This window comes from Rhodobacter xanthinilyticus (assembly GCF_001856665.1).
GTDB classification, from domain to species: Bacteria; Pseudomonadota; Alphaproteobacteria; order Rhodobacterales; family Rhodobacteraceae; genus Rhodobacter; species Rhodobacter xanthinilyticus.
Window position 1 is genome coordinate 787,246 of sequence record NZ_CP017781.1, and the last position, 25,235, is coordinate 812,480.

Here is a 25,235-nt window from a genome sequence, read left to right on the forward strand (position 1 = left end):
TAACGCCTCACGCGCGCTTAGTCACGGATTTCCTCGGGCCCCACGCCCCAGATTTCGGCCTTGGTGATCCAGCCCTCGGCCTCTTCGGACTGGATCTCGCACCAGTCGATCTGGCATTCGCCGAGCTTGGCGATCGCGCCATCCTCGGCCAGCGCGGTAACCGCCGAACGCGCATCGGGGCGGGCATGGAGCTCGGCCATGTCCTTTTGCACGATCACCGTGCGCACCCCGGAGATCAGCGAGTAATGCACCCAGCCGCCCGCGCCGTCGCGGTCCTCGACGCGGCGCCAATGGCCGAATTCGGCGGTGACCTTGAGCGGCATCCCGGCATGGGTGAAGACCCAGTCGATCCGGTGGCTGAGCGAGGGGCCGCGGCGCGCATTGCCCTCCGAGCCCTTGAGCGAGACAAACCGCGGCAGGGGCAGGTTCGTCACCGGCCCGCGCCCGGCCTTTTGCGCCGCCACCGCCTGCGCCACGGCGAGATCATCGGGCGGCGCGCTCTCGTCCTCGGCCTCCTGCGCCCGCGCTGCCCCGAGCGCCAGCGCAAGCGCGACTCCCGCCCCTGCCAGTGCCGCGCCCCAATGCTTGCCGCGCGATGCCGTCCGCTGTGTCATTTCCGCCTCGATCTGCCTCGGTTTTGAGCCGCGCAAGAATCGTTCGCGCAACAAAATTGCGTCAAAACGATAAAAAACGCCATTTCCGCTCTCTCAGGGCCTTGTGTCTTGCCCCGTTGATGGGCAGTTTGCACCCAAGCACAGGCGTTTGGAAGAGAGGAGATCCAACCATGCCCGCACCGCGGCTGAGTGTTGTCGTGACGCGACGGTTGCCCGAGGTCGTCGAGACCCGGATGAAGGAACTGTTCGATGTCGAACTGCGCGCCGAAGATACGCCGATGACCCGTGAGGAGCTGGTCGCGGCGATGGCGCGCGCCGATGTTCTGGTCCCCACCCTGACCGATCATATCGATGCAAACATGCTCGCGCAGGCGGGCGACCGGCTGCGGCTGATCGCCAATTACGGCGCCGGCGTCGACCATATCGACGTGGCCTCGGCGCGCCAGCGCGGCGTGCTGGTCTCCAACACGCCGGGCGTGGTGACCGAGGACACCGCCGATATGGTGATGGGGCTGATCCTGGGCGTCACCCGGCGGATCCCGGAAGGGCTCGCGGCGATGCAATCGGGCAGCTGGACGGGCTGGTCGCCCACCGCGTTCCTGGGCGGGCGGATCGGCGGCAAGCGGCTCGGCATCCTCGGCATGGGCCGTATCGGCCAGGCCGTGGCGCGCCGCGCCCGCGCCTTCGGGATGCAGATCCACTACCACAACCGTCGCCGCCTGCGCCCCGAGACCGAGGCCGAATTCGAGGCGACCTATTGGGAGAGCATCGACCAGATGGTCGCGCGGATGGATGTGATCTCGGTCAACTGCCCGCACACGCCCTCGACCTTCCACCTGCTCAACGCGCGCCGGCTGAAGATGCTCAAGCCGACCGCGGTGATCGTGAACACCTCGCGCGGCGAGGTGATCGACGAGAACGCGCTGGTGCGGGGGCTGAAGGCGGGCGAGATCGCGGGCGCGGGGCTCGATGTCTTCGAGCGCGGCGCCGAGCTCAACCCCGAGCTGCGCACCCTGCCCAATGTCGTGCTGTTGCCGCATATGGGCTCGGCCACGGTCGAGGGCCGCGCCGAGATGGGCGAGAAAGTCATCATCAATATCAAGACCTTCGCCGATGGCCACCGGCCGCCGGATCTGGTCGTGCCCGCGATGGTCTGAGAGGGCTTGCAGGGCAGGGGGAGGCGCGGCGCGGGGAGGCGCCGCGCCTTTTTCGCTCAGCGCCGGCCGAGCGGCATGTCGAGCGCGCTCGCCGCGCCGGGGATCTGCGAAATGAGCTTGTAGGCGGCCTGCGCGGCCGGGGTCTCGTTGCCCATCATCAGCGCCTCGAGCGGGCCCGCGCCACTCGAGGCCGCCGCGCCGATCCGCGAGAGCAACTGCTCCCGCCGCGCCCGCTGCACGCCCGCCTCGGCATAGGCGCGCGCGCCGGCTTCGTTCAGCCCCGGCAGATCGCCAAGGATCTGCGCGAGCGAGCTGGTGATCTCGTCCTCGCCCATCGGCGTGCCGGCGGTCTGGGCGGCGGCCTGCGCCTCGGCGAGCGCTTGCAGGCGCGCTTGCAAGATCGCGGCGGCGGTGGCGTTTGAAACCTTCGAGGCGGCCTTCTGGGTGCCGGTCAGCGCGGCGGAGCCGGCGTTTGCGGATGCGTTTGCGGCGGCGGCGGGGCCTGCGGAAGCGTTCGCATTGGCGCCAGGCGTTGCGGCCTGGCCCGCTGTTGCCTGGCCTGCCGTTGCTTGGCTCTGGGCGGCGGGGCCGGGCGGGGTGATCGCCACGGCGATCTGCGCCGGGGTCTGGGTGCTCGAGCCGGTGGTCTGCGTCTCGCCACCGCCGAGCGCCGATTCGATCACCAGCCCGATCTGGCCGGTCTCGGTGGGCGCGGTGGTGACCGGCGCGGGCGTGCCCTGCGCGGTGGTGCCGGGGGTGGTCTGCGGGCTCGGCTGCGCGCTCGGCTGGGCGCCGCTCGTCGAGGTTTGCGACGCGGGCGGGGTCAGGATGGCCCGAAACAGGGCCAGAAGATAGCTGGCGAGCAACATCTCAACCTCGGTGCTACGCCGCGCGTTTTACGCGAATTTTATTCAATCTCGTCATACCCCCGGACAGCGGCACAATCACGCGAATCCTGAATCATTGGTAAACCTCACGAGAGCGCGACGACCGCCCGCATGTCGTTTTTGTCGCGAAAAAGTCGGGCGCGGGGCCGCTAGGCCGTGTCACTCTGTCACAACGGGGAAAACATCTGCGGAGTCCTGCTTCATGAAAACCCATGTCAAAGCGCTTGTCGTCGGCGGCGGTGCCGTCGGCTGCTCGATCGCCTATCACCTCGCCAAGGCCGGCTGGGAGGTTTTGCAAGTCGAGCGCGACGAGCTGACCTCGGGCTCGACTTGGCACGCCGCGGGCCTGCTGCCGCTCTTCAACATGAGCTACGCGACCACCCATATCCACAAATACTCGGTGGATTTCTACAAGACGCTGGAGGCCGAAACCGGGCTGAACGCGGGCTTCTCGATCTGCGGCAACCTGCGCATGGCGCAGACCCAGGAGCGGATGGACGAATACATGCTCTACTCCTCGGTCGCCGAGACCGCGGGGGTCTATCATGAATTCCTCACCCCCGCGCAGATCAAGGAGCGCTGGCCGCTGGTGCGCACCGAGGATCTCAAGGGCGCGCTCTTCCACCCGCAAGATGGCTACATCAACCCCGCCGACGTGACCCAGGCGATGGCCAAGGGCGCCCGCCAGCTCGGCGTCGAGGTGGTCCGCAAGATGCAGGTCAACGCCTACCGCTGGACCGGCTCGGAATGGGTCGTCACCCTCGAGCAGATGGTCGAAAAGGGCGGCAACCTGGTCGGCTCGGGCGAGCTGATCGAGGTTCATGCCGAACATGTCGTCACCGCGACCGGCAACCACGCGCAGCGCACCGCGAAACTGCTGGGCATCAAGATCCCCGCGATCCCGGTCGAGCACCAATATATCGTGACCGAGCCCGATCCGGCGCTCGTCGCCTGGCGTGCGGCGGGCAACCCCGAGCACCCGGTTCTGCGCGATGCCGATGCGAAATGGTATGTCCGCGAAGAGCGCGGCGGCTGGATCCTCGGCCCCTATGAGCGCAACGCGCCCGCCTGCTTCCGCTATGGCGTGCCCGACAGCTTCCGCGCCGACCTCTTCCCGCTCGATCTCGAGCGCATCGAGGCCGAATACATGTCGATGCTCCACCGTATCCCGAGCTCGGAAGTCGCGGGCCTCAAGGACGATTTCAACGGCCCGATCTGCTACACCCCCGACGGCAACCCGCTCGTCGGCCCGGCGCCGGGGCTGCGCAACATGTGGCTCGCGGAGGGCTTCTCCTTCGGGATCACCGCCGCGGGCGGCACCGGCTATTATCTCGCGCAGATGATGGTCAATGGCGAAGCCGAGATCGACATGGCCTCGCTCGACCCGAAACGCTACGGCGACTGGATGACCTCGGAATATGCGGTGAAGAAGAACGAAGAGTGCTATGAGCACGTCTTCATCCTGCACCACCCCGATGAGGAGCGCGAGGCCGCGCGCCCGCTGCGCACCGCCCCCGCCTATGACCGCCAGATCGCGCTCGGCGCGCAAATGGGTCAGGTGAACGGCTGGGAACGCCCGAACTACTACGGCCCCGTCGGCGCGCCCGCCGATTTCGACCACAACGCGCGCAGCTTCCGTCGCGGCGCGTGGTGGGAATTCGCCAAGGCCGAAGCCGAGGCCGTGCGCTCGACCTGCGGCATCATCGACGCCTCGGCCTTTACCAAGCACCTCGTGCGTGGCCCCGGCGCGACCGCCTTCCTCGACCATTTCACCTGCAACAAGCTGCCGAAGGTCGGCCGCATCAACCTGACCTATGCGCTCACCGATGCCGGCACCACCCGCACCGAATACACGATCGTGCGCCTCAAGGAGAACGAATATTACCTGATCTCGGCCGGCGCCTGGACCTCGTATGACGCTGATTTCCTGAAGAAATCCATCGAGGATTTCATGGCGGCGGGCGGCGGTTACATTGATTGCCACGATGTCACCACGCAATGGGGCGTCTTCGCGCTCGCCGGGCCGACGGCGCGGTCGATCCTCAACGAAGTGGTTTGCGATGCCGAGGCGGCGACGGTTCTGTCGAACAAGCGCTTCCCCTGGCTGAGCTACCGCGACATCGAGCTCGGCATGTGCCCGGTGCGCGCGGTGCGCGTGGCCTATACGGGCGAGCTCGGCTGGGAGCTGCACTACCCGATCGAATTCGGCCGCTACCTCTGGGATCTCTTGATGAAAGCGGGCGAGAAACACGGGCTCAAGCCGGTCGGCGCGCGCGCGCAGAACTGGCTGCGTCAGGAGAAGAGCTACCGCGCCTTCGGCTCGGAGCTCGGCCGTGACGCGACCCCGCTCGAAGCCGGTCTCGATCGCTTCGTCGACCTCGAGAAGGAGTTCCGCGGCAAGCAGGCGATGCTCGACACCGGCATCCGCGCGAAATGCGTCACGCTGCTGATCGACGGGCCGGCGGATGCCGACCCCTGGGGCAAGGAAGCGCTCCTGCTCAACGGCGAGAAGATCGGGCGCCTGACCTCGGGCGGCTATTCGGTGGCCTTCGGCAAGCAGATCGGCATGGGCTATGTCCGCCCCGATCTCGCCGAGGTCGGCACCAAGCTCAAGGTCAAGATGCAGCTGCAGGAATGGGATGCGGTCGTCGCCGAAGACAGCCCGCATGACCCGACCAACGCGCGCATCCGCATCGACGGCTGAGGCCGCCCCTCAAACCCGAAAGGCCCCGCATCGCGCGGGGCCTTTTGCGTTCAGAGCCGCCCGGTGACCCCGCGCGTGCCGACGCGGCGAAACCGCTCATCGGTGACGACATGCGGCGGTTCGCCCTCGATCATCGCGATCCCGCAGGTCTCTGTGAGCGGGCGCCAGCGGGTCTGCCTTCCCCCCGCGGCGCTCAGCGCTGGCGGCGCTCGGCGAGCCAGCCCGCCCAGGCCTCGGCCGAGCCCGCAAACGCGTTGAGATCGCTCGTGCCGCCGACCCCGGGCACGACGCCGGTGCCGGAATATTGCCAAAACGACCAGCGCTCGCCCGGGTAGCGGTCGGTCGGGTGCCCCGCGACCGAGCGCAGCCAGAACTCGACGCCCGACATCTGGCCCAGGTCATTCTCGGCGTAGAAATCGGGGGTGGTATAGACCACCGGCCGGGTGCCGTAATGCCGCGCGAGCGCGTTGAGAAACACCGCCATCTCCGCGCGCACGGTTTCCGCCGGCGGGCGCAGCTGACAGCTCGGCGAGGTCGAATTCCACTCGATATCGAGAACCGGGGGCAAATCGCCCTTCTGTTTCGGGATGTTGCGGATGAACCAATCGGCCTGCTCCGACGCCGGGCGGCAGAAATAATAGAAGTGATAGGCGCCGACCGGCACCCCGGCCGCGCGCGCGGCGGCGGCGTTCATCTCGTAGCCCGGGTCGACCCGGTCGCCGCCCTCGGTGCCCTTCAACCAGGCGAAGCTGACGCCTGCGCGCCGCGCCGTGGCGAAATCGATCGCGCCTTGATAGCGCGAGGCGTCGATGCCGTGGATCGGGTAATTGGCCGGGGTCAGGCCGGTCCAGTCATGGGGCGAGATATCGCCAAAGCGCGCGGGGATGCCGGGCGCGCGATAGCTCGCCGCATCCAGCGCCTCGGGCGCCATCAGCGCGCCCTTGCGCGGCCCCGCATCGTGGCGCCCACCGCCGCAGCCCGCCAGAACCGCCGCCACCACAAGCGCCGCGCCTGCCCACCGAATCATGTTTCGCATCATCTGCCCCCGTTTTCCTCAGGGGAGCGGAAAAACGCCCGGCTGTCACGCGGCAGCCGGGCGGTTCGGGCTCACGGATGCGCGAGGGCTCAGCGCCCCGGGCCGAAATCGGCGGTGGTGAGCACGCTGTCGCCGTCGCGGTCGCGCATCGCGAACCAGCCGTCGGTGCCCGCGACGAATTCTTCCTGGGTGACGGTGCCGTCGCGGTTGGCGTCGAACATGCCCATCATCTCGGCGGCGGGGCGGTCAAAGCCGGTCTGCGGGTCGATCGGCGCCATGCCGCGGCCCTGGCCCTTTCCCTGGCCCATGCCTTGCCCCGGGCCGCGCCCGGCGGGCGGGGTCATGCCTTCGGGCATGTTGTGGCCCGGGCCCATGCCGGCCTCGGCCTCCATCGCCTTGTGCTCGTCGATCAGCGCATATTCGGCGGCCTCGAATTTGCCGTCGCCGTTCTCGTCGAACATCGCGAAGATATTGCCGCGCTGTTCGCGCGCCTCGGCGAGGGTCACCTTGCCATCGCTGTCGAGATCCCAGACGGCTATGAATTGCTCGCCCGGAACAAAGGTTTGCGCCTGCGCGAGCCCCGCGCTGAGGGCGAGGGCGGCGGCGGCGAGGGGGAGAAGGCGTTTCATCGGGAAGTCCTTTCGATGACATCTGAATATGAAACGGAAAGGCCCCCGACTTCCGCCGAGGGCCTGACAACGTGTCGCAGGGGAGGGGCTCAGGCCTGCGCGGCGGCGAGCTCATCCCAGCAGGCGAGCGCATGGCCCGCATACATCACGCCCGGGCCGCCGCCCATCTGGATCGCCATGGCGAGCACATCGCCAAGCTCCTCGCGGGTGGCGCCCGCCTTCATCAGCGCCTCGACATGGAAGTTGATGCAGGGCTCGCAGCGCAGCACGACCGCCATGCCGAGGGCCACGAATTCCTTCGCCTTCACGTCGAGCGGGCCGTTTTCCTTCACCGCTTTCGAGAGCACGCCGAAGCCCTGCATGGCATCCGGAATCAGCTTGCTCATCACGCGCAGCTCGCCGCGCATATCGTCGATTTTACCCTTATAGCTCATGGACATCTCCTGATGCTTGATCCGCTTTTCGTGGCACCGCCGCCGCATCGCGGCATTGACCTGCGTCAAACATATAGGGTGATCTGAATGTTTATGTAAGACGCCCCGGCGCAACCGACGCAACGATCTCGGGCGCCAGATCCGGCGCGCGCCCGCACAAAAGCGCCGCCGCCAAGGCCGAGGCCGCGGGCGCCGATTGGAACCCATAGCCGCCTTGCCCGGCGAGCCAGAAGAACCCGGGCTCGGCGGGCGCAAAGCCGATCACCGGCGCGCGGTCGGGCGAGAAGGTGCGCAGCCCCGCCCAATTCGCGATCATCCGCGTGACCGGCGCGCTGACCATCGCCTCATAGCGCGCAAGCCCCTCGGCGAGCACCATATCGTCGGCGAAAGCGTCATGCGGCTCGGCCGGGTCCTCCTCGGCGGGCGAGACGATCAGCGCCCCGGCATCGGGCTTGCAATACCATTCCTCCGCGCCGCCGATCACCATCGGCCAGGTGGCGGGGTCGAGCCCCGCGGGCAGGGAGATCCGCGCCATCGAGCGGCGCAGCGGCGTGAAGCCCAAAGGCGCCACCCCGGCGAGCGCCGCGACCCGGTCGACCCAGGCGCCGGCGGCGTTGATCAAGACCCGCGCGCGGAATACCCGCTCGCCCGCGGCGATCTCCCAGCCGCCGGGCAGCCGGGTGATCCGCTCGACGCGGGCGCGGGTGATGATCTCGCCGCCCGCGGCGCGGGTCTCGCGCGCGAGGCGCTGCAGATAGGCGTCGGTGTCGATATCCCAGGCCGAGGGCGCATGGGCGGCAAAGCCCACTGTCTCGGGGTTGAGGATCGGGAAGAGGCCGCGCGCCTCCGCGAGGCTGAGCTCGGTCAGCGCGAATTCCGCGACATGGGTGCGAAACCGCGCGCCCTGATCGGGGCCATCGAGGAACATCACCCCCCGCGGCGAAAGCAGCCCCGAGCCGTGGTAATACTCGCCCGAGGCCAGCGACAGCGCGACCACCGCCGGGTTGCCGTAATGGGGCTCATAAAGCGCGGCCGAGCGGCCCGAGGCGTGATACCCCAGCGCCTCTTCGGCCTCCAAGAGCGCGAGCGCGCCCTCGGGCGCCAACCGGGCGGCCGCGGAAAGCCCCGCGACGCCACCCCCGATGATCAGGAAATCATGTGTCATGGCGGCAGGTTACGCCCCAGCCCCCCGGAAGGGAAGGGGCGTTGACAGCGCCGCCCCGCGCCCCAGATCAGGGGGAGAGACAGGAGGTTTTCATGAAAGTGACGGTGGCTCTGATGATGGTGCTCGCGCTCGCGGCCTGTGGCGGCGTGCCGCTCGTGCCGCTCATCTGACAGGCAAAAGGGCGCGCCGGCGGGCGCGCCCCTTGTCATTTCCCCCCGGCTCAGGCCTGCAGCGGCCGCACCGAGATCTCGCCCTCACCGCGCGATTTCATCGCCGCGACGGCCGCGATCGAGGCGGCGGCGGTGGTGAAATAGGGGATGTGGTCGTAAAGCGCGACGGCGCGGATCTCGCGGCTGTCGGAGATCGACTGGTTGCCCTCGGTGGTGTTCATCACCAGCTGAATATCGCCGTTCTTCAGCCGGTCGACGATATTCGGGCGGCCCTCATAGACCTTGTTGACCGCCTCGGCCTCGACGCCATGCTCCTTGAGCCAGGCCGCCGTGCCGCGCGTGGCGACGAGGGCAAAGCCCATCTTCACCAGATCACGCGCCGCGCCGGCGAGATCGGCCGATTTGTCGGGATCCTTGATCGAGAGGAACACCCGGCCCTCTTCGGGCAGCTTGGTGCCCGCGCCGAGCTGCGCCTTGAGGAAGGCGCGCGGGAAGTTGCGATCCCAGCCCATCACCTCGCCGGTCGAGCGCATTTCCGGCCCGAGCAGCGTATCGACGCCCGGGAAGCGCGCAAACGGCAGCACCGCTTCCTTGACCGAGAACCACGGCGTGTTCGGGTCGGCCAGCGTCAGCGGATCGGCGAAGGGCAGCGGCGTTTCCGGGCCGACGCCTTCGGGATAGGCCGCGCGCTCGGGGAAGTTCGAGAGCGGCTCGCCCGCCATCAGCCGCGCCGCGATCGAGGCGATGGCGCTGTCGGTGGCCTTGGCGACGAAGGGCACGGTGCGCGAGGCGCGCGGGTTGACCTCGAGAACGTAGATCACGCCATCCTTGATCGCGAATTGCACGTTCATCAGGCCGACGACGTTCAGCCCGAGCGCGAGCTTCACCGTCTGCGCCTTCAGCTCGGCGATCGTCTCGCGCGAGAGCGAATAGGGCGGCAGCGAGCAGGCCGAGTCGCCCGAGTGGACGCCCGCTTCCTCGATATGCTGCATGATCCCCGCGACATGGACATTGCTGCCGTCGCAGAGCGCATCGACGTCGATCTCGACCGCGCCGGAGAGATAGCTGTCGAGCAGGACCGGGCTCGAGCCCGAGACCACCACCGCGGTGTTGATGTAGCGCTTGAGCTGGTCGAGATCGCGCACGATTTCCATCGCGCGCCCGCCGAGCACATAGGAGGGGCGGATCACCAGCGGATAGCCGACGCGGCCGGCGATCTCATAGGCCTCGGCCTCGCTATGCGCGATGCCGTTGACCGGCTGTTTCAGGCCGAGCTCATTGAGGAGCCGCTGGAAGCGCTCGCGGTCCTCGGCGAGGTCGATCGCGTCGGGCGTGGTGCCGAGGATCGGGATCCCCTCGGCCTCGAGCGCATTGGCGAGCTTGAGCGGCGTCTGGCCGCCGAATTGCACGATCACGCCGTGCAGCGTGCCATTGTCTTGCTCGACACGCAGGATCTCGAGCACGTTTTCGAGCGTCAGCGGCTCGAAATAAAGCCGGTCCGAGGTGTCATAGTCGGTCGAGACGGTCTCGGGGTTGCAGTTGACCATGATCGTCTCATAGCCCGCCTTCGAGAGCGAGAAGCACGCGTGGCAGCAGCAATAATCGAACTCGATGCCCTGGCCGATCCGGTTCGGGCCGCCGCCGAGGATCACGACCTTCTTGCGGTCGCTCGGGCGGGCCTCGCATTCCACATCGCCCATCGCGGGGGCTTCGTAGGTCGAATACATGTAGGGCGTCTGCGCCTCGAACTCGGCCGCGCAGGTGTCGATGCGCTTGAACACCGCCTTCACGCCGAGGTTGCGGCGCGCGCGGCGCACCTGCGCCTCGTCGCGGCCGGTGAGCTTGGCGAGACGGGCATCGGTGAAGCCCATCATCTTGAGCGCGCGCAGCCCCTTTTCATCGAGCGGCAGGCCGGATTTGCGCACAGCCGCCTCGGCGTCGATGATCTCGCGGATCCGCGCGAGGAACCACGGATCGAACGCGGTCGCGGCGACGATCTCGTCATCGGTCAGCCCGTGGCGCATCGCCTGCGCGATCAGCCGCAGCCGGTCGGGCGTCTGGCTCGAGATCGCCTTGATCACCGCGGCCTTGTCCGGCGCGCCCTCGATCGCGATCTCGTCAAAGCCGGTCAGGCCGGTTTCCATCGAGGCGAGCGCCTTTTGCACCGATTCGTGGAAGCTGCGCCCGATCGCCATCGCCTCGCCCACCGATTTCATCGCGGTGGTCAGCTCGGCTTTCGAGCCCGGGAATTTCTCGAAGGCAAAGCGCGGGATCTTGGTCACGACATAGTCGATCGTCGGCTCGAAGCTCGCCGGCGTGACCTTGGTGATGTCGTTGTCGAGCTCGTCGAGCGTATAGCCCACCGCGAGCTTCGCCGCGATCTTGGCGATCGGGAAGCCGGTCGCCTTCGAGGCCAGCGCCGAGGAGCGGCTGACGCGCGGATTCATCTCGATCACGACCATCCGCCCGTCGACCGGGTTGATCGCCCATTGCACGTTCGAGCCGCCGGTCTCGACGCCGATCTCGCGCAGAACGGCGATCGAGCCGTTGCGCATGATCTGATATTCCTTGTCGGTCAGCGTCAGCGCCGGCGCGACGGTGATGCTGTCGCCCGTGTGCACGCCCATCGGGTCGATGTTCTCGATCGAACAGACGATGATCGCGTTGTCGGCGCGGTCGCGCACGACCTCCATCTCATATTCTTTCCAGCCCAGCAGGCTCTCGTCGACGAGGATCTGCGCCACCGGCGAGGCATCGAGGCCCGAGCGGCAGATGCGCTCGTAATCGTCGCGGTTATAGGCGACGCCGCCGCCGGTGCCGCCGAGCGTGAAGGCGGGGCGGATGATCGCCGGCAGGCCGATATGGTCGAGATCGGCGAGCGCCTGGGCGACCCCGGCGTTGATGTCATATTTGCCGTTTTCGAGCTTCGGCGCGGCGACGATCGTGGCCTTCGGGTTCTCGAGGCCGATCCGGTCCATCGCCTCGCGGAACAGCTTGCGGTCCTCGGCCATTTCGATGGCTTCGCGGTTCGCGCCGATCAGCTCGACACCGAATTTCTCCAGCACCCCCATGTCGGCCAGCGCAAGCGAGGTGTTCAGGCCGGTCTGCCCGCCCATCGTCGGCAGGAGCGCGTCGGGGCGTTCCTTCTCGATGATCTTGGCGACGACCTCGGGGGTGATCGGCTCGATATAGGTCGCATCGGCCATTTCCGGGTCGGTCATGATCGTCGCGGGGTTCGAGTTCACCAGGATCACCCGGTAGCCCTCTTCGCGCAGCGCCTTGCAGGCCTGGGCGCCCGAATAGTCGAATTCGCAGGCTTGCCCGATCACGATAGGCCCTGCGCCGATGATGAGGATGGACTTGATGTCGGTTCTCTTCGGCATGGCGGGACCCCTTGTCATGTGTTCGGCAGCACTCGGCGCGGCTCCGCTGGGGGCCGCGCAAATTGATGGGGGTTATAGTCAGTGAGGCGCGCGGCGCAAGGGTGAAAGACTCGGTTTTTGGGGGTCTCTTCAGTCGCGCGGGCAGCGGGAGAGGGCCACCAGCGTGGCGCCGAGCACCAGCAGCCAGAACCCGCAGACCACCGCGCCATGCGCGAGGCTGCCCTCCGCGCCGCGCCCGTAAAGCGCCATCAGATCGCGGCTGTGCACCGCGAGCGCGGCGAGCATCACCGCCCCGGTCGGCCGCGGCCCGAGCGTGGCGCCGAGCGCGGGCAGCAAGAGCATCGGGATCAGCAGGTAATGCAGCCACGACAGCGGCCCGAAGAGAAAGATCCCGAGCGCAAGCCCGAGCGCGGTGAGCGTGCGCGCCGCCCGCCCATGCCGGCGCGCCGCGAGCGCGAGCGCCGGCACGCCGAGCGCGAGCGCCAGCCCCGCCGCGAGCCGCCCCGGCCAGGCCGGCATCGCCACCAGAACCGTCGCCCCCGCGCGATCCTCGAGCAGGATCTGCATCGGCGCGAGGCCGAGCCCATCGGCCGCCGCGAGCGCAAGCACCCGCAGCGAGGGGTTGACCTTGATCAGCACGCTGGTCTCGCCCGCCCGCGCAAGCTGCTCGAGAAAGGCGCGGTGCAGCGGCCAGCCCATCAGCGCGACCGACGCCATGGCCAGCGCGCCGACCCCCAGCGCGAAGGGCAGGAGCGCCGCCGGCCGGCGCGCCTGCACGAAGAGCGCGGCAAAGGCGATCGGGGTGATCTTGATCGCCGCCGCCCCCGCCAGCGCGAGCCCCGCCAGACGCGGGCGCGCCTCGATCAGGCTGAGCGCGGCGAGCGTCAGAAAGGCCACCGTGATCGAGGGCTGGTTGAGCAGCAAGAGCGTGTCGCCCACCGTGGTCACGCTCAGGCCCGCGACGCCCCAGCCGATGAAGACCAAAGGCGGCATCCAGCCGGGCCGCGCCAGCCGCTCGGCCATCAGCACCGAGCCCGCCAGCATCGCGATATGAACCGCCAGAACCAGCCGGAAATAGCCCCGCGGGCTCAGCGCCTCGGCAAAGGGCGCCACGATCCCGGCCCAGAGCGGCGGATAGATATAAGGAAAGGCGATGTTTTGCGCATCCGCGCCGAGGCTCTCTTGCAAGGGCGCCCAGGCCGGCGGGGTGCCGCCGAAGAAGAGATCGGGCGCGGCATAGATCAGATCGTCGGCGCCGGTGGCATGCAGATGGCCCGCAAACCAGATCGCGGCGAGATCGGCGTGCCAGATCCCGCTCGCCCAGGCCCAGGCCCAGGCCGCCCAGAGCGCCAACAGAAGGAGACCGAGCGCGCGGGCGCGAGAGGAGAGGGGGGCGGAGGGCGTCATCGGGCTCGTCGGGCGGCTGCTTGGTTGGGGCAGGGTGCCGGGCTTGGGCGCCGAGCGCAACCCGCCGCGGCGCCAAAGCTCGCGCGGCTTTGCGCGCGCCCCGCCCGCCGGGCCCCTGTTGCGCTTGACTTTGCCGCGCGGGCGCGGTGTATCGGGCCGACTGACGCCCAAGCCCGTTGAAAGGGGAGCCCGATGCACGCCTATCGCAGCCATACCTGCGCTGAACTGACCGCCGCCAATGCCGGGCAAACCGTCCGTCTGTCGGGCTGGGTCCATCGCGTGCGAGATCACGGGGGCGTGCTGTTCATCGACCTGCGCGACCATTACGGCATCACCCAGGTGCTCTGCGACGGCGACTCGGCCGCCTTTGCCGCGCTGGAAAAGGTGCGCGCCGAATGGGTGATCCGCATCGACGGCACCGTGAAGCTGCGCGACGAAAGCCTGATCAACCCGAAGATCCCGACCGGCGAGATCGAGGTCTACGCCCGCGCGGTCGAGGTGCTCGGCGCGGTCGAGGGCGATCTGCCGCTGCCGGTCTTCGGCGAGCAGGACTACCCCGAGGAAACCCGCCTGACCTACCGCTTCCTCGACCTGCGCCGCGAGGGGCTGCACAACAAGATGATGTTGCGCTCGAACGTGGTGCGCTCGATCCGCAACCGGATGTGGGATGCGGGCTTCAACGAATTCCAGACCCCGATCATCACCGCCTCCTCGCCCGAAGGCGCGCGCGACTTCCTCGTGCCCTCGCGTCTGCACCCGGGCAAATTCTACGCGCTGCCGCAGGCGCCGCAGCAGTTCAAACAGCTGATCATGGTCGCGGGGTTTGACCGCTACTTCCAGATCGCGCCCTGCTTCCGCGACGAAGACCCGCGCGCCGACCGCTCGCCGACCGATTTCTACCAGCTCGACCTCGAGATGAGCTTCATCGAGCAAGAAGATGTCTTCGCCGCGGTGCAGCCGGTGATCCAGGGCCTGTTCGAGGAATTCGGCGCCGGCAAGCGCGTCGACCCGGAGTGGCCGCGCATCGCCTACCGCGACTCGCTCTTGTGGTACGGCTCGGACAAGCCCGACCTGCGCAACCCGATCAAGATGCAGGTGGTGAGCGAACATTTCGCCGGCTCGGGCTTTGCGATCTTCGCCAAACTGCTCGAACAAGAGGGCACCGAGATCCGCGCGATCCCGGCGCCGACGGGCGGCTCGCGCAAGTTCTGCGACCGGATGAACGCCTTTGCGCAATCGCAGGGCCTGCCGGGCATGGGCTATATCTTCTGGCGCAAGGGCGATGACGGGGCGATGGAAGCCGCCGGGCCGCTGGCCAAGAACATCGGGCCGGAACGCACCGAGGCGATCCGGCTGCAGCTCGGCCTCGGCGAGGGCGATGCGGCCTTCTTCCTCGGCGGCAAGCCCGAGACCTTCGAGGCGGTCGCGGGGCGCGCGCGCAACGAGATCGGCCGCGAGCTTGGCCTGACCGAAGAGGGCGTGTTCAAATTCGCCTGGATCGTCGATTTCCCGATGTATGAGAAGACCGACGAGGGCAAGATCGACTTCTCGCACAACCCCTTCTCGATGCCGCAAGGCGGGCTCGAGGCGCTCAGCGGCAACCCGCTCGACGTGCTCGGCTATCAATACGACCTCGCCTGCAACGGCTATGAACTGGTCTCGGGCGCGATCCGCAACCATGATCTGGCGATCATGTACAAGGCTTTCGAGCTCGCGGGCTATCCGAAGGAAGAGGTCGAGAAGCGGTTTGGCGGCATGGTCAAAGCGTTCAAATATGGCGCGCCGCCCCACGGCGGCTGCGCGGCCGGCATCGACCGGATCGTGATGCTGCTCGCCGATGAGATCAACATCCGCGAGGTCATCATGTTCCCGATGAACCAGCGCGCCGAGGATCTGATGATGAACGCGCCCTCCGAGCCCACCAACGAACAGCTGCGCGAGCTGCGGCTGCGGGTTCTGCCGAAAGAGGCCTGAGATGCGAAAGGGCGCCCCGCGGGGCGCCCTTTTCGTTGCTGCTCAAAGAGTTACGAGAACAGCACGTTGACGGCCGTCGCGGTCACCGAGACCGCAAGGCTGAGCGCGCCGAGGGTGAACACCGTCCAGTGGGTGGCCTCGATCAGGCGCTGGTTGTTGATCAGGCGAAGCGCGTGGTCTTTCATCTTGCATCCTTGTGGCAGCATGGATCCCGACCAGACTGGCGCGCAATTGCGGCAGGTTTTGGAACGCAATCGTGCGCTTTGGAGGCAATTGCGCCGCCCCGCGCCGGGCGCTAGCGTGGGCGCCAAGGAGGTGCCTTCATGGACAAGACTTTCGGCGAAGAGCTGCCAGGCTGGGTGCCCCCGCGCGCGCCCGATTTTTCCGAGCTCGAGGGGCGTTATGTGCGCCTCGAGCGGCTCGAGGAGGGCCATGCCCATGCGCTCTTCCGGGCCAATGCCGAGGATGACGCGATCTTCGATTATCTGCCCTACGGGCCCTTTGCCTCCGAGGTCGCCTATATCCGCTGGGCGCGCGAGATGGCGGGGCAGGCGGACCCGTATTTCTTCGCGCTGCGCGATCAGGCGACGGGGCAGCTCGGCGGTGTGATGGCCTATCTGCGCGTCACCCCGGCCTCGGGCTCGATCGAGCTGGGCCATATCTGCCTCGCCCCGCGGATGCAGCGCACGCCCGCCGCGAGCGAGGCGATGATGCTGCTGATCGGCTGGGCCTTTGACGCGGGCTATCGGCGCTTCGAATGGAAATGCGATGCGCTCAACCTGCCCTCGCGGCGCGCGGCCGAGCGGCTCGGGCTGAGCTATGAGGGCATCTTCCGCCAAGCGACCGTGGTCAAGGGCCGCAACCGCGATACCGCCTGGTTCGCCGCCATCGACCGCGAATGGCCCGCCCTGCGCGAGGCCTATGCGGCTTGGCTCGCGCCCGAGAATTTCGACGCCGAGGGCCAGCAGATCGAACGGCTCTCCGACCTCACCCGGCTCGTGCGCGCCGCCTCCGACCCCGCGCTCGGCGGCTGATCTCAAAAGCCCGAGCCCGCGGCGAGCCGCTCCTGCACAAGCCCGTTGAGGCGCGAGATCGCCGCCGCGCTCGGCTCCGCCGCGCCGAGCGCCACCGCCGCATCCTCGAGCGCCGGATCATGCGCCGAACGCGCCACGCCGGCGAGGAATTGCGAGACATAGCCGAAATCGGGCCGCTCGCAGCCGCTCGAGAGCACCTCCGCGATATGGCTCAGATCGTCGCGCAACGCGATCGGGTCAGGCGCGATCCGCTCATCGGGCAGGGCATGGGGCCCGAACGCATGCATCTCCGCGGGCAAGACCGCCAGAACCGCCTGCTGGAACACCGCGAGACTCTCGACCGGCTTCGAGAGGAACCCATCCGCCCCCGCCGCCATCGCCTCCGCCTCGACCTCCGGGTCGCCCGAAATCCCGAGCACCGCCGGCACCGGCGCGCTCATCGCCTTGATCTCGCGGATCAGATCCGCCCCCGAGCCATCGGGCAGTCCGAGATCGACGATCACCACCCCCGGGCGATAGGTCGTCAGATGCCGATGCGCCGAGCGCAGACAATCCGCCCGCCGGATCCGCGCGCCGGAGCGCAAACAGAGCAAGCGCATCGCCTCCGAGGCGAAACGGCTGTCTTCAACCACAAGCACCGTGACACCCAGAAGCGGGCGCTGCGCGGTCGCCGGGCGGGCGGCCAGAAAGGCGGAGAGTTCGTCGGTCATGGGCGTCACCTTGGCAGAGGGATTCGCATCGTTTCCCGAGTTAAGACCCTATTTGCCTAACGAAGCGTTAAGCCCGGCGTTCGCGGCGCTTGCGTCGCACCCGCGCGCCGCCTAATCAGGGCACAGGAGTTTAGGAGGCCCCCATGATCGGACGTTTGAACCATGTCGCCATCGCCGTGCCCGACCTCGAGGCCGCATCGGCGCAATACCGCAACACGCTTGGCGCCAAGGTCGGCGCCCCGCAAGACGAGCCCGATCACGGCGTGACCGTCGTCTTCATCGAGCTGCCCAACACCAAGATCGAGCTGCTCTACCCGCTGGGGGAAAACTCGCCGATCAACGGCTTCCTCGAGAAAAACCCCTCGGGCGGCATCCACCACATGTGCTTCGAGGTCGAAGACATCCTCGCCGCGCGCGATAAACTCAAGGCCGAAGGCGCGCGCGTGCTCGGCACCGGCGAGCCGAAGATCGGCGCCCATGGCAAACCCGTGCTGTTCCTGCACCCCAAGGATTTCAACGGCTGCCTGATCGAACTCGAACAGGTCTGAATGACAAGGGGCGCCTCACCCGGCGCCCCTTCATCTTGCCAGAAATATCCCGGGGTCCGGGGCAGGGCCCCGGCGCTCACCGCCCGCGCAGCGCGTGAAAGAGATGCGTGAACGCCGCCGCCCCCACCACCGGCACCGTCAGGTTCAGAAGCGGCACCGACAGCGGCACCGCCATCGCCGCCCCCGCCAGCCAGATCGTCATCTTGTTGCGCTGATAAAGCGCGCGCACCTCGTCGCGATGCATCCGCCGCGCCGCCGCCATCTGGAAATATTCCCGCCCGAGCAGATAGCCGTTCAGCCCGAAAAACAACACCGGCGCCAGCGGGATCACGAAGGGGTAAACGATCAGCGCCGCGAGGTTCGCCCCCACCACCACGCCAAAAAACCGCAGCGAATCGCCAAAGGTCTCCGCCAGCGTCAGCTTGCGCACCGGCGCGAGCCCGGGGTAATGCGCCCCCTCGACCATCTCGGCGACATCCTCGAGGAAAAACCCGGTGAAGATCGAGGCCACCGGCACCATCAGGAACATCGAGGCCACGATCATCACCCCGATCGAGGCAAAGCTCAGCACCGCGTCGATGCCGCCGATCGGCCCGATCCAGGGCAGGCTGAGCGTATCGGGCACGAACGCCCCGATCAGCTGCACCATCCCGAGCCAGAGCGCCACCAGAAGCCCGAGCGCGAGCGCCACCCCCTTGGCCAGAACCTTCGCCGATCCGGGCCGGAAAAGATCCGCCCAGCCGAGGAACAAAGCGTTGAAAATCATGCGTCTCTCCAGCTGACGATGGCCTCGAGATCGGGGCGCGGGCGCTCCGGCGGGGCGGCGGTCTCGGTGCCGATATGCACAAGCCCCGCGACCCATTCGCCCGGCGCCAGCCCAAAGGCGGGGGCCGCGAAATCGCGCTCATGCGCGACCCAGCCGGTGAGCCAGCCCGCCCCCCAACCGGCCGCGAGCGCGGCGTTGACAAGCTGCATGCAGGCCGCGCCGACAGAGAGCTCCTGCTCCACCGTCGGCACCTTCTCGGTCGGCCGCGGCACCGCGATCACCGCGATGCACAGCGGGCTTTGCGCGAATTGCCCCACGCCCTTCGCCGCCACATCCTCGGCCAGCCCGCGCGCCTGCGCAAAGGCCGCAGCCTCCCCCGCCAGCCGCGCGAGCGCGCCGCCCTCGAGCACCACGAACCGCCAGGGCTCGAGCTTGCCATGATCGGGCACCCGCGCCGCCGCGGTCAGGATCTCGAGGATCTCCGCGCGCCCCGGCGCCGGCGCGGCGAGGGTCTTGGGCGGGCGCGAGCGGCGGGTTAGCAGGAACCGCAGCGCCTCCTCATTGCGGATCGCGGGGTTCACGGCCCCGGGGGCAATCTCCATGGCACTCTCCTTCAATTGCGCCCCTGATATCGGGGCGGGGTCAGGCGATTGCAACGGCTCAAAGCCCGAAATCCGCCGCGAGTTCCGCCAGATAGCCGGAGACCTGCGCAACCCAGCGCGCGCCCGGCTGACGCGCGGCGATGGTGCGCGCGAGCGGGTCGGGCGCGGCGACCCGGCTCCCCGACAGCGCCTCGAGCACCGCATGGCCGCAAAACGGCACATGCACCTCGGAATAGCCACCCTCATGGGTCATCGCGAGCCGCCCGCCACAGAGCGCCTCGGCCGCGGCCATCGCCCGCAGCGTCAGCGCCCGGAACCCCTCCGCCCCCATCAGCATCCGCCCGAGCGGGTCCATCGCCGAGGCGTCATAGCCACAGGCCACCACGATCAGCTCGGGCGCATGACGCGCGAGCGCCGGCGCCACGATCCGGTCCCAGGCCTCGAGATAGCTCGCCTCGCCGCAGCCCGGCGGCAGCGGCACGTTGAGATTGGCGCCGCCCGCGCCGCGCACCTCGGCCCCGCCGGTGTCGAGCGGATAGTTCCATTCCTGATGCAGCGAGATCGTCAGAACCTCGTGGTCGTCGAGGAAAATCGCCTCGGTGCCATTGCCGTGATGCACATCCCAATCGACCACCGCCACCCGCCGCACCAGCCCCGCCGCCTGCGCCGCGCGGATCGCCACCGCGATATTGTTGAGCAGACAAAAACCGTTCGGCCAATCGGGCAGACAATGATGCCCCGGCGGACGCGCCAGCGCATAGGCGTTTTGCGCGCGCCCCTCGAGCACCGCAAAGACCGCCGCCTTCGCCAGCCCCGCCGAGAGCGCCGCGAGCTCATAACCGCCCGGCCCGAAGGGCGTGCGCAGCCCGAGCTCGCCGCCCCCCGCATCCGAGGCCGCCTTGAACGCGTCGAGATAGCTCACCGGATGCACGAGCGCGAGGTCCGCGCGCGTCGCCTCGGGCGCCGAGCCCGCGTCGATCTCCGCCATCAACCCCGAGACGCGCAACAGGTTCACCAGCCGCCGCTTCGTCTCCGGGCTCTCCGGCAGGCCGCCGCCAGGCTGCACGAAGCCCCCCACCGGCAGCGTCAGCGCGTAATTGCCGCCGCCATGCCAAAAACTGCGCTCATCGTGAAAAAAGGCGGTCCGCATGGTTTTCCTTTCGCCCCGCGCGGGGGCGCGGTAAGGGGGACCATGACCGAGCTGAGCCACCTTGCCAAGAGCGGCGCCGAGATCGCGCTGCGTGTCACGCCGAAGGCCTCGCGCAACCGCATCGTGCTCGAGGACGGGCAGTTGCGCGTCTATGTCACGGTGATTCCCGAGGATGGCAAGGCCAATGCCGAGGTGGTGAAGCTTCTCGCCAAGGCGCTGGGCGTGGCCAAGAGCCGGCTCACGCTGATCCGCGGGCAGACCGCGCGCGACAAGGTGTTTCGTCTCGATTGAGGCGATAATCCCTTTATTTTACGAAGGATTGTCGGCCCCCGCGCAACGCGGGCGCGAACGCATTTCGCCGCGCGACGGTTCCCGGCGCGGCGGGCAAAGTGGCAAGAATCCGCCGGTTCGGGCGGGGCGCGTGATCTAAGGGGTTCAAGCGCGCCGGGATTCGCCGTTACAAACCCGCCCAACGAGCACAAAAATAACCATACGAGTTTTGGGACTGATGACCACCGACACCGCTTCGAACCGCCGCCTTCGCCTGCCGCTGATGCTGACGCTGATGATCGCGCTGGGCGCTTGCGGGATGAAAGCGCCGGAGCGCGCGGAGGCGATGAACTTCGCCCGCGCCGAGACCTCCTCCCACCAGCAGATCGACCCGGCCCGCCGCGACCGCGCGGTGGCGATCGCGAAAGAACTGCGCGCGCGCGGCCAGCGGGTCTGGTGCGTGCCCTTCGCGCGCAACGCCTCGGGCATCGACCTGCGCGGCAATGCCAAGACCTGGTGGTCGCAGGCCGCCGGCGTCTACCAGCGCAGCCATACCCCCAAGGTCGGCGCGGTCATGGCCTTCTCGGCGACCCGCAAGATGCCGCTCGGCCATGTCGCGGTGGTCTCCAAGGTGGTTTCGGATCGCGAGATCCTGATCGATCACGCGAACTGGCGCCGCAACCAGATCTCGCTCGGCATGAAGGTGATCGACGTGTCGAAAGCCAATGACTGGAGCCAGGTGAAGGTCACCAACACCGGCGCGCGCACCTATCCGGTCGCGGGCTTCATCTCGAAATAAGCCCGGGCGCGCCGCCCGACAAAGCCCGCTTCGGCGGGCTTATTTCTTTTCGACCTGCCGCAGCCGATACACCCCCTCGGGCAGGTTGAGCGCCGCCGCCAGCTCGCGCAGCTGCGCGGGCGAGAAGACGATGCGCTGCACGTTCTCGGTCTGGTCGTCGACCTGCTCGACCACGACACAATCCTCGAAGGATTGGATGGTGATGTCTTCTTGCAGATAGTCGCGCGGATCGGCGCCCTCGTCGACGAGGGTGATCACGGTGGCGTCGAATTCGTGTTCGATGGTAAACATGCCCTCAGGCTAGCGCGGCCCGGCGGGCGGCGGAAGAGCAAACATTTCGGTGAGGCCGGGGCGCGCGGGCGGACGAGCCCTTGCGGGCGCCAAGGGCCGCGTTAAACTGCGCCCAGCTTCCCCGGAGGATCGATGACCCGCCCCGTTACCCGCCTCAGCGCGGTTCTCTCTCTCGTGCTGCTTGCGGCCTGTTCGGTCCCTCAGACGCAGGGCGCCGCCGCCCCCGGCCCGAGCGCTGCGCGCGTCGAGACCGAGCTCACCCCGGCCGAGGCCGCGCAGAATTTCATCTCGGTCGCCCAGCATATGGAGCCCGAGATCGAGCGCGAATGTCAGGCCCGCACCAGGGGGCGCAGCTGCGATTATCAGATCATGGTCGATGACCGCCCCGGTCAGGAGCCCAACGCCTTCCAGACCGAGGACCGTCAGGGCCGGCCGATCCTCGCCTTCAACCTCGCGCTGATCGCCTCGGTGCGCAATCAAGACGAGCTCGCCTTCGTGATGGGCCATGAGGCGGCGCATTTCATCATGGGCCATCTCGACGCGAAGGCGCAGGACGCGGCGGCGGGCGCGGTGATCATGGGGGTGCTGGCGGCGGCCTCGGGCGCCGATGCGCGGGGCATCTCGCAGGCGCAAGACATCGGCGCCGAGGTCGGCGGGCGCGCCTATTCCAAGGATTACGAGCTCGAGGCCGACCGGCTCGGCACGATCATCACCTGGGATGCGGGCTATGACCCGCTCAAGGGCGCGGAATTCTTCCGCCGCCTGCCGGACCCGGGCAATGTCTTCCTCGGCACCCACCCGGCCAACGGGCTCCGGCTCGATATCGTGCGCCGCACGGTCGCGCAGCTCAAGGCCGGCACGATCTGAGCCCGGCCCTTCGCCGGGCGCCCAAAATACATGCAACCTGAGCGCGAAACCCGCCCCGGCGCGGCGCAAATCCGCAAGCGGGGCGGGGTTTTGATCTGAATCATGGCTTCTGACCTGACGCAGGGGGATCTTGGACCCACTGCGACAGGAGGACGGGATGTTCGGAGCCAGAACGCTGAATCGCCATGCGGCGCTGATGAACCGGATGGCGGAAACGCTCGGCGTCGATCTGACCGAGGCGATGGCCAAGGGCCGGCTCTCGAGCGAGGGCTGGCGCGAGGCGGTGGTGCGCTGCGCGGGCTGCGATGACCCGAGCGCCTGCCTGCATTGGCTCTCCGAACAGCCGGCCCCCGAGGATCAGGCGGGCGCGGTCGACGAGGCGCCGCATTATTGCAACAACAAGCTGATGATGGCCCGCCTGCGCGAGGAGTTGGGGCTGGCCGAAACCGATGCTGGAGGACGTGTCTGATGGGCTTTCAGGGCAATGTGGATTTGCATTTCTGGATCACGCGCGGCATGGCGCGCCGGCTCGGCGTGAACCTCTCCGAGGCGATGCATGAGGGGCTGCTCTCGCAGGCCGATTTCGCCCAGATGGTGAACCGCTGCCGCAACTGCGACAAGTCGCAAGGCTGCCTCGCCTATCTCGCCGAGGAAGGCCGCGGCGCCGCGCCCGATTGGTGCTCCAACGCCGCCGTCCTGCGCGAGCTCAGCGCGTTGAGCTGAGCCAAGGCGCGTCTTGCCGGGGGACGCCGCGTGAGGGGCCGCACGGCCCGCGCGTAACCCTGTCAGGGGCGCGCGGTCGCCCCCCATCGAAGAGACGCTCTCGCCCCCGAGCCAGACCTGCCCCGCGCCGCCCGCCAGCCCGAGATGATCGTTCGAGGCGAAATCGCGCCCCGCCGGCGGCGCCAACGCCCGCCCGCGGTCGCGCGGCGCAAGCGCCTTGCGACCCTCGACAGCACATCCTTGTCGCGCGTCTTCGGTTCGCCCAGGTCAGTGCCTGGGTCTCGGTCATGCGCCGCGTTTGTGTCGATAAAGCCGGAGCGCCAGCAACCGAATCACGGCCATCACCAAAATCGCCCCGGCCAAGGCGAGCCGCCCTCGCGGCGCAGAAATGCAAAAAGCGGCGCCGAAGCGCCGCTTTTCAGCTCAGTCGTGGCAGCCCGTAGGGGAGCCACCGCCGTCACAGTGGCCCAAAATATGGGGTTTTCTCGCTGATTTCGCCATTGTACACCATATGTGGTTGTACATTTTGGCGTACATGGATTTCAGGCATGAAACTCAAGGCAAACCAGATCGCGAACCTCGACATCGGGAAGCGGCACAGTGATGGCGGTGGACTCTACATCGAACTGCGCAAGGGCGGAACTGGGAGCTGGCTCTACCGGTACACCGTCAACGGTCGGGCGAACTGGATGAGCCTCGGGGCGTACCCTGAGGTCTCCCTCAGCCGCGCCCGTGAACTCGCCGCCGAGAAGCGGGGCCTCAAGTCTACGGGCGTCGATCCAGTGAAGGCCAAGCGCCAAGCCGCGCGCCAGTCGATCACCGTGGAAGAGGCGGTTCGCGAGTACTGGAAGCTGAAATGCACTGGCCTTGCCAAGGCGGAAGGCTGGATCAGAATGTTCGAGATTCACGCCTTTCCCAAGATCGGCAGCAAAGGCGTAGCCGATCTGACGTCTGAGGACGTCGTGCGGGTACTCAAGCCGCTCTGGAAGAGCAAGGACGCCGTTGGAGATGGTGAAACCGGATACCCCACGGCAAAGCGCATCCTGACCCGGCTGCGGCTCGTGCTGACGCACGCCAAGTTCAAGGACCCTCGCGTCGATCCGTTTATCATCGACGTGGCCCGCGAGGCGCTGCCCAAGGTCGAATGGGAAGAAGAACACCACCCGTCGCTGCCATGGGCGCAGGCTCCCGACCTTTGGGTTTCCATGCTCGACAGCGTGGCGGGAGAGGGGCTGCGCATGATCATTCTGACGGGGCTGAGGGTTGCTTGCGTGACGAAGGCTGAGTGGAGTGAAGTGGATTTCGATGCGGGCGTCTGGACCGTGCCTCGGGGCCGCGTGAAAGGCTGGAATGCAGGCTTCCGGGTGCCGCTGACGCGGCCAATGACCGATGTCCTAAAGCGCGTACAGAAGGCCACCGGCACGCAGAAGCACATCTTCCACAGCCCGACCGCTTGGAAGAAGGGCTTCATCAGCGAGAACACGTGGAACAAGTGGCTAGAAGAGAACGGTTGGAAGGATGCCGATGGGCGACCTGCCACTGCCCATGGCTTCCGTTCCACCTTCCGAGACTGGGCTGCGAAACATGGCTGGGCGCGCGATCTGGCGGAGCACAGCATCCAGCACGTCTCTGCGAAAGGGACGAAGGTCGAGCGCGCATACTGGCGAGAGGATCGGCTGGAGGATCGGGCTGAGCTGATGATGGCGTGGAACGATTTCGTGGTCGGGAAGGAGGTGGCGCAGAGGATGGCTGCGGGCGCGCGTCAGCGCGCTCTGGACCGGCTGGACGAGGTCGTGCTGGCAGACGGGCGCACGCTCCGCGAGGCCGAGGAATGGGCGCGATACGATGGGTTGGAGGGCGAGGTCGACGCCAGTCAGCCTGCGGATGATTGATTGTGGCCCACGTTGTGCTCTGA

The 25,235-nt window shown here is 67.8% G+C and carries 26 protein-coding genes; 12 read left to right on the plus strand and 14 right to left on the minus strand.

The features are described 5' to 3' along the window. Positions 1 to 17 precede the first annotated feature (17 nt). Positions 18 to 614: an SH3 domain-containing protein gene (locus LPB142_RS03900; RefSeq protein ID WP_068767151.1), complete on the minus strand. Its 597-nt coding sequence runs from the start codon at positions 612 to 614 to the stop codon at positions 18 to 20. A 170-nt stretch (positions 615 to 784) separates the two neighbouring features. On the opposite strand from LPB142_RS03900, the gene LPB142_RS03905 reads away from it, so the two are divergent. After that, entirely contained in the window at positions 785 to 1,771 is a 987-nt protein-coding gene (locus LPB142_RS03905; protein ID WP_156894311.1) for a 2-hydroxyacid dehydrogenase, read from the plus strand. Between the two features lie 56 nt (positions 1,772 to 1,827). On the opposite strand, the gene LPB142_RS03910 is transcribed toward LPB142_RS03905, so the two are convergent. Beyond that, on the minus strand, positions 1,828 to 2,640 hold the full coding sequence (locus tag LPB142_RS03910) for a hypothetical protein (RefSeq protein ID WP_071165578.1): 813 nt from the start codon (positions 2,638 to 2,640) through the stop codon (positions 1,828 to 1,830). A gap of 220 nt (positions 2,641 to 2,860) precedes the next feature. On the opposite strand from LPB142_RS03910, the gene LPB142_RS03915 reads away from it, so the two are divergent. Then, positions 2,861 to 5,362 (plus strand): GcvT family protein, encoded by a 2,502-nt coding sequence (locus tag LPB142_RS03915; RefSeq protein ID WP_071165579.1) that lies wholly within the window; start codon positions 2,861 to 2,863, stop codon positions 5,360 to 5,362. Positions 5,363 to 5,555: 193 nt separating this feature from the next. Here LPB142_RS03915 and LPB142_RS03920 read toward each other — a convergent pair whose 3' ends face one another. The 4 genes from LPB142_RS03920 to LPB142_RS03935 form a co-directional block, all read right to left on the minus strand. Then, positions 5,556 to 6,389 carry a GH25 family lysozyme gene (locus LPB142_RS03920; protein ID WP_394328606.1) on the minus strand — a complete coding sequence of 278 codons (834 nt, stop codon included), beginning with the start codon at positions 6,387 to 6,389 and terminating at the stop codon, positions 5,556 to 5,558. A gap of 98 nt (positions 6,390 to 6,487) precedes the next feature. Then, the gene (locus tag LPB142_RS03925; protein WP_071165580.1) at positions 6,488 to 7,027 is read right to left on the minus strand and encodes an EF-hand domain-containing protein; all 540 of its coding nucleotides are present in this window, start codon (positions 7,025 to 7,027) and stop codon (positions 6,488 to 6,490) included. A gap of 89 nt (positions 7,028 to 7,116) precedes the next feature. After that, positions 7,117 to 7,461 carry a carboxymuconolactone decarboxylase family protein gene (locus LPB142_RS03930; protein WP_068767253.1) on the minus strand — a complete coding sequence of 115 codons (345 nt, stop codon included), beginning with the start codon at positions 7,459 to 7,461 and terminating at the stop codon, positions 7,117 to 7,119. A gap of 91 nt (positions 7,462 to 7,552) precedes the next feature. Then, a complete protein-coding gene (locus LPB142_RS03935; RefSeq protein ID WP_071165581.1) occupies positions 7,553 to 8,626 on the minus strand; it encodes an NAD(P)/FAD-dependent oxidoreductase in 1,074 nt (357 codons plus the stop codon). Positions 8,627 to 8,667: 41 nt separating this feature from the next. Here LPB142_RS03935 and LPB142_RS19760 point away from each other — a divergent pair, with 41 nt between their 5' ends. After that, positions 8,668 to 8,796 carry a hypothetical protein gene (locus LPB142_RS19760; RefSeq protein WP_269635426.1) on the plus strand — a complete coding sequence of 43 codons (129 nt, stop codon included), beginning with the start codon at positions 8,668 to 8,670 and terminating at the stop codon, positions 8,794 to 8,796. A 50-nt stretch (positions 8,797 to 8,846) separates the two neighbouring features. Here the strand turns inward: LPB142_RS19760 and carB are convergent, their stop codons facing one another. Beyond that, on the minus strand, positions 8,847 to 12,179 hold the full coding sequence (carB, locus tag LPB142_RS03940; RefSeq protein ID WP_071165582.1) for a carbamoyl-phosphate synthase large subunit: 3,333 nt from the start codon (positions 12,177 to 12,179) through the stop codon (positions 8,847 to 8,849). 129 nt (positions 12,180 to 12,308) lie between these two features. Beyond that, positions 12,309 to 13,586 carry a glycosyltransferase family 87 protein gene (locus LPB142_RS03945; RefSeq protein ID WP_198037862.1) on the minus strand — a complete coding sequence of 426 codons (1,278 nt, stop codon included), beginning with the start codon at positions 13,584 to 13,586 and terminating at the stop codon, positions 12,309 to 12,311. 192 nt (positions 13,587 to 13,778) lie between these two features. Between LPB142_RS03945 and aspS the strand changes: the two genes are divergently transcribed. Then, positions 13,779 to 15,560, plus strand: coding sequence for an aspartate--tRNA ligase (gene aspS, locus LPB142_RS03950; protein WP_068767143.1), 1,782 nt, complete (start codon positions 13,779 to 13,781; stop codon positions 15,558 to 15,560). Between the two features lie 50 nt (positions 15,561 to 15,610). Here aspS and LPB142_RS19765 read toward each other — a convergent pair whose 3' ends face one another. Beyond that, positions 15,611 to 15,745 (minus strand): hypothetical protein, encoded by a 135-nt coding sequence (locus LPB142_RS19765; protein ID WP_269635427.1) that lies wholly within the window; start codon positions 15,743 to 15,745, stop codon positions 15,611 to 15,613. Between the two features lie 138 nt (positions 15,746 to 15,883). Here LPB142_RS19765 and LPB142_RS03955 point away from each other — a divergent pair, with 138 nt between their 5' ends. Beyond that, a complete protein-coding gene (locus tag LPB142_RS03955) occupies positions 15,884 to 16,594 on the plus strand; it encodes a GNAT family N-acetyltransferase (RefSeq protein ID WP_068767142.1) in 711 nt (236 codons plus the stop codon). Between the two features lie 2 nt (positions 16,595 to 16,596). On the opposite strand, the gene LPB142_RS03960 is transcribed toward LPB142_RS03955, so the two are convergent. Next, positions 16,597 to 17,304: a response regulator gene (locus LPB142_RS03960; RefSeq protein ID WP_068767141.1), complete on the minus strand. Its 708-nt coding sequence runs from the start codon at positions 17,302 to 17,304 to the stop codon at positions 16,597 to 16,599. A 143-nt stretch (positions 17,305 to 17,447) separates the two neighbouring features. On the opposite strand from LPB142_RS03960, the gene mce reads away from it, so the two are divergent. Beyond that, positions 17,448 to 17,852, plus strand: a complete 405-nt coding sequence (mce, locus tag LPB142_RS03965; RefSeq protein ID WP_068767140.1) for a methylmalonyl-CoA epimerase — start codon at positions 17,448 to 17,450, stop codon at positions 17,850 to 17,852. A 76-nt stretch (positions 17,853 to 17,928) separates the two neighbouring features. Here the strand turns inward: mce and LPB142_RS03970 are convergent, their stop codons facing one another. The 3 genes from LPB142_RS03970 to LPB142_RS03980 are packed head-to-tail and all read right to left on the minus strand — an operon-like array spanning position 17,929 to position 20,370. Continuing rightward, the gene (locus LPB142_RS03970; RefSeq protein WP_071165584.1) at positions 17,929 to 18,618 is read right to left on the minus strand and encodes an EI24 domain-containing protein; all 690 of its coding nucleotides are present in this window, start codon (positions 18,616 to 18,618) and stop codon (positions 17,929 to 17,931) included. Then, the gene (locus LPB142_RS03975) at positions 18,615 to 19,220 is read right to left on the minus strand and encodes a nitroreductase family protein (RefSeq protein ID WP_068767138.1); all 606 of its coding nucleotides are present in this window, start codon (positions 19,218 to 19,220) and stop codon (positions 18,615 to 18,617) included. Before LPB142_RS03975 ends, LPB142_RS03970 begins: the two co-directional genes overlap by 4 nt. Positions 19,221 to 19,278: 58 nt before the next feature. Continuing rightward, the gene (locus tag LPB142_RS03980) at positions 19,279 to 20,370 is read right to left on the minus strand and encodes a class II histone deacetylase (protein WP_071165585.1); all 1,092 of its coding nucleotides are present in this window, start codon (positions 20,368 to 20,370) and stop codon (positions 19,279 to 19,281) included. A 42-nt stretch (positions 20,371 to 20,412) separates the two neighbouring features. Between LPB142_RS03980 and LPB142_RS03985 the strand changes: the two genes are divergently transcribed. Both LPB142_RS03985 and LPB142_RS03990 read left to right on the plus strand, forming a co-directional pair. Continuing rightward, positions 20,413 to 20,661: a DUF167 domain-containing protein gene (locus LPB142_RS03985; protein ID WP_068767136.1), complete on the plus strand. Its 249-nt coding sequence runs from the start codon at positions 20,413 to 20,415 to the stop codon at positions 20,659 to 20,661. 217 nt (positions 20,662 to 20,878) lie between these two features. Beyond that, entirely contained in the window at positions 20,879 to 21,439 is a 561-nt protein-coding gene (locus LPB142_RS03990) for a CHAP domain-containing protein (RefSeq protein WP_068767135.1), read from the plus strand. Between the two features lie 39 nt (positions 21,440 to 21,478). On the opposite strand, the gene LPB142_RS03995 is transcribed toward LPB142_RS03990, so the two are convergent. Beyond that, a complete protein-coding gene (locus LPB142_RS03995) occupies positions 21,479 to 21,730 on the minus strand; it encodes a hypothetical protein (RefSeq protein ID WP_071165586.1) in 252 nt (83 codons plus the stop codon). 132 nt (positions 21,731 to 21,862) lie between these two features. On the opposite strand from LPB142_RS03995, the gene LPB142_RS04000 reads away from it, so the two are divergent. From LPB142_RS04000 to LPB142_RS04015, 4 genes are all read left to right on the plus strand, one after another. Further along, complete coding sequence (locus tag LPB142_RS04000) at positions 21,863 to 22,597, plus strand: M48 family metallopeptidase (RefSeq protein ID WP_068767133.1); 735 nt, start codon at positions 21,863 to 21,865, stop codon at positions 22,595 to 22,597. Between the two features lie 157 nt (positions 22,598 to 22,754). Further along, on the plus strand, positions 22,755 to 23,066 hold the full coding sequence (locus tag LPB142_RS04005) for a DUF6455 family protein (RefSeq protein WP_068767132.1): 312 nt from the start codon (positions 22,755 to 22,757) through the stop codon (positions 23,064 to 23,066). Beyond that, entirely contained in the window at positions 23,066 to 23,320 is a 255-nt protein-coding gene (locus LPB142_RS04010; RefSeq protein ID WP_068767131.1) for a DUF6455 family protein, read from the plus strand. The genes LPB142_RS04005 and LPB142_RS04010 overlap by 1 nt, the downstream gene beginning before the upstream one ends. Before the next feature lie 548 nt (positions 23,321 to 23,868). Beyond that, the gene (locus LPB142_RS04015; RefSeq protein ID WP_071165587.1) at positions 23,869 to 25,212 is read left to right on the plus strand and encodes a tyrosine-type recombinase/integrase; all 1,344 of its coding nucleotides are present in this window, start codon (positions 23,869 to 23,871) and stop codon (positions 25,210 to 25,212) included. The last annotated feature ends 23 nt before the right edge of the window (positions 25,213 to 25,235 follow it).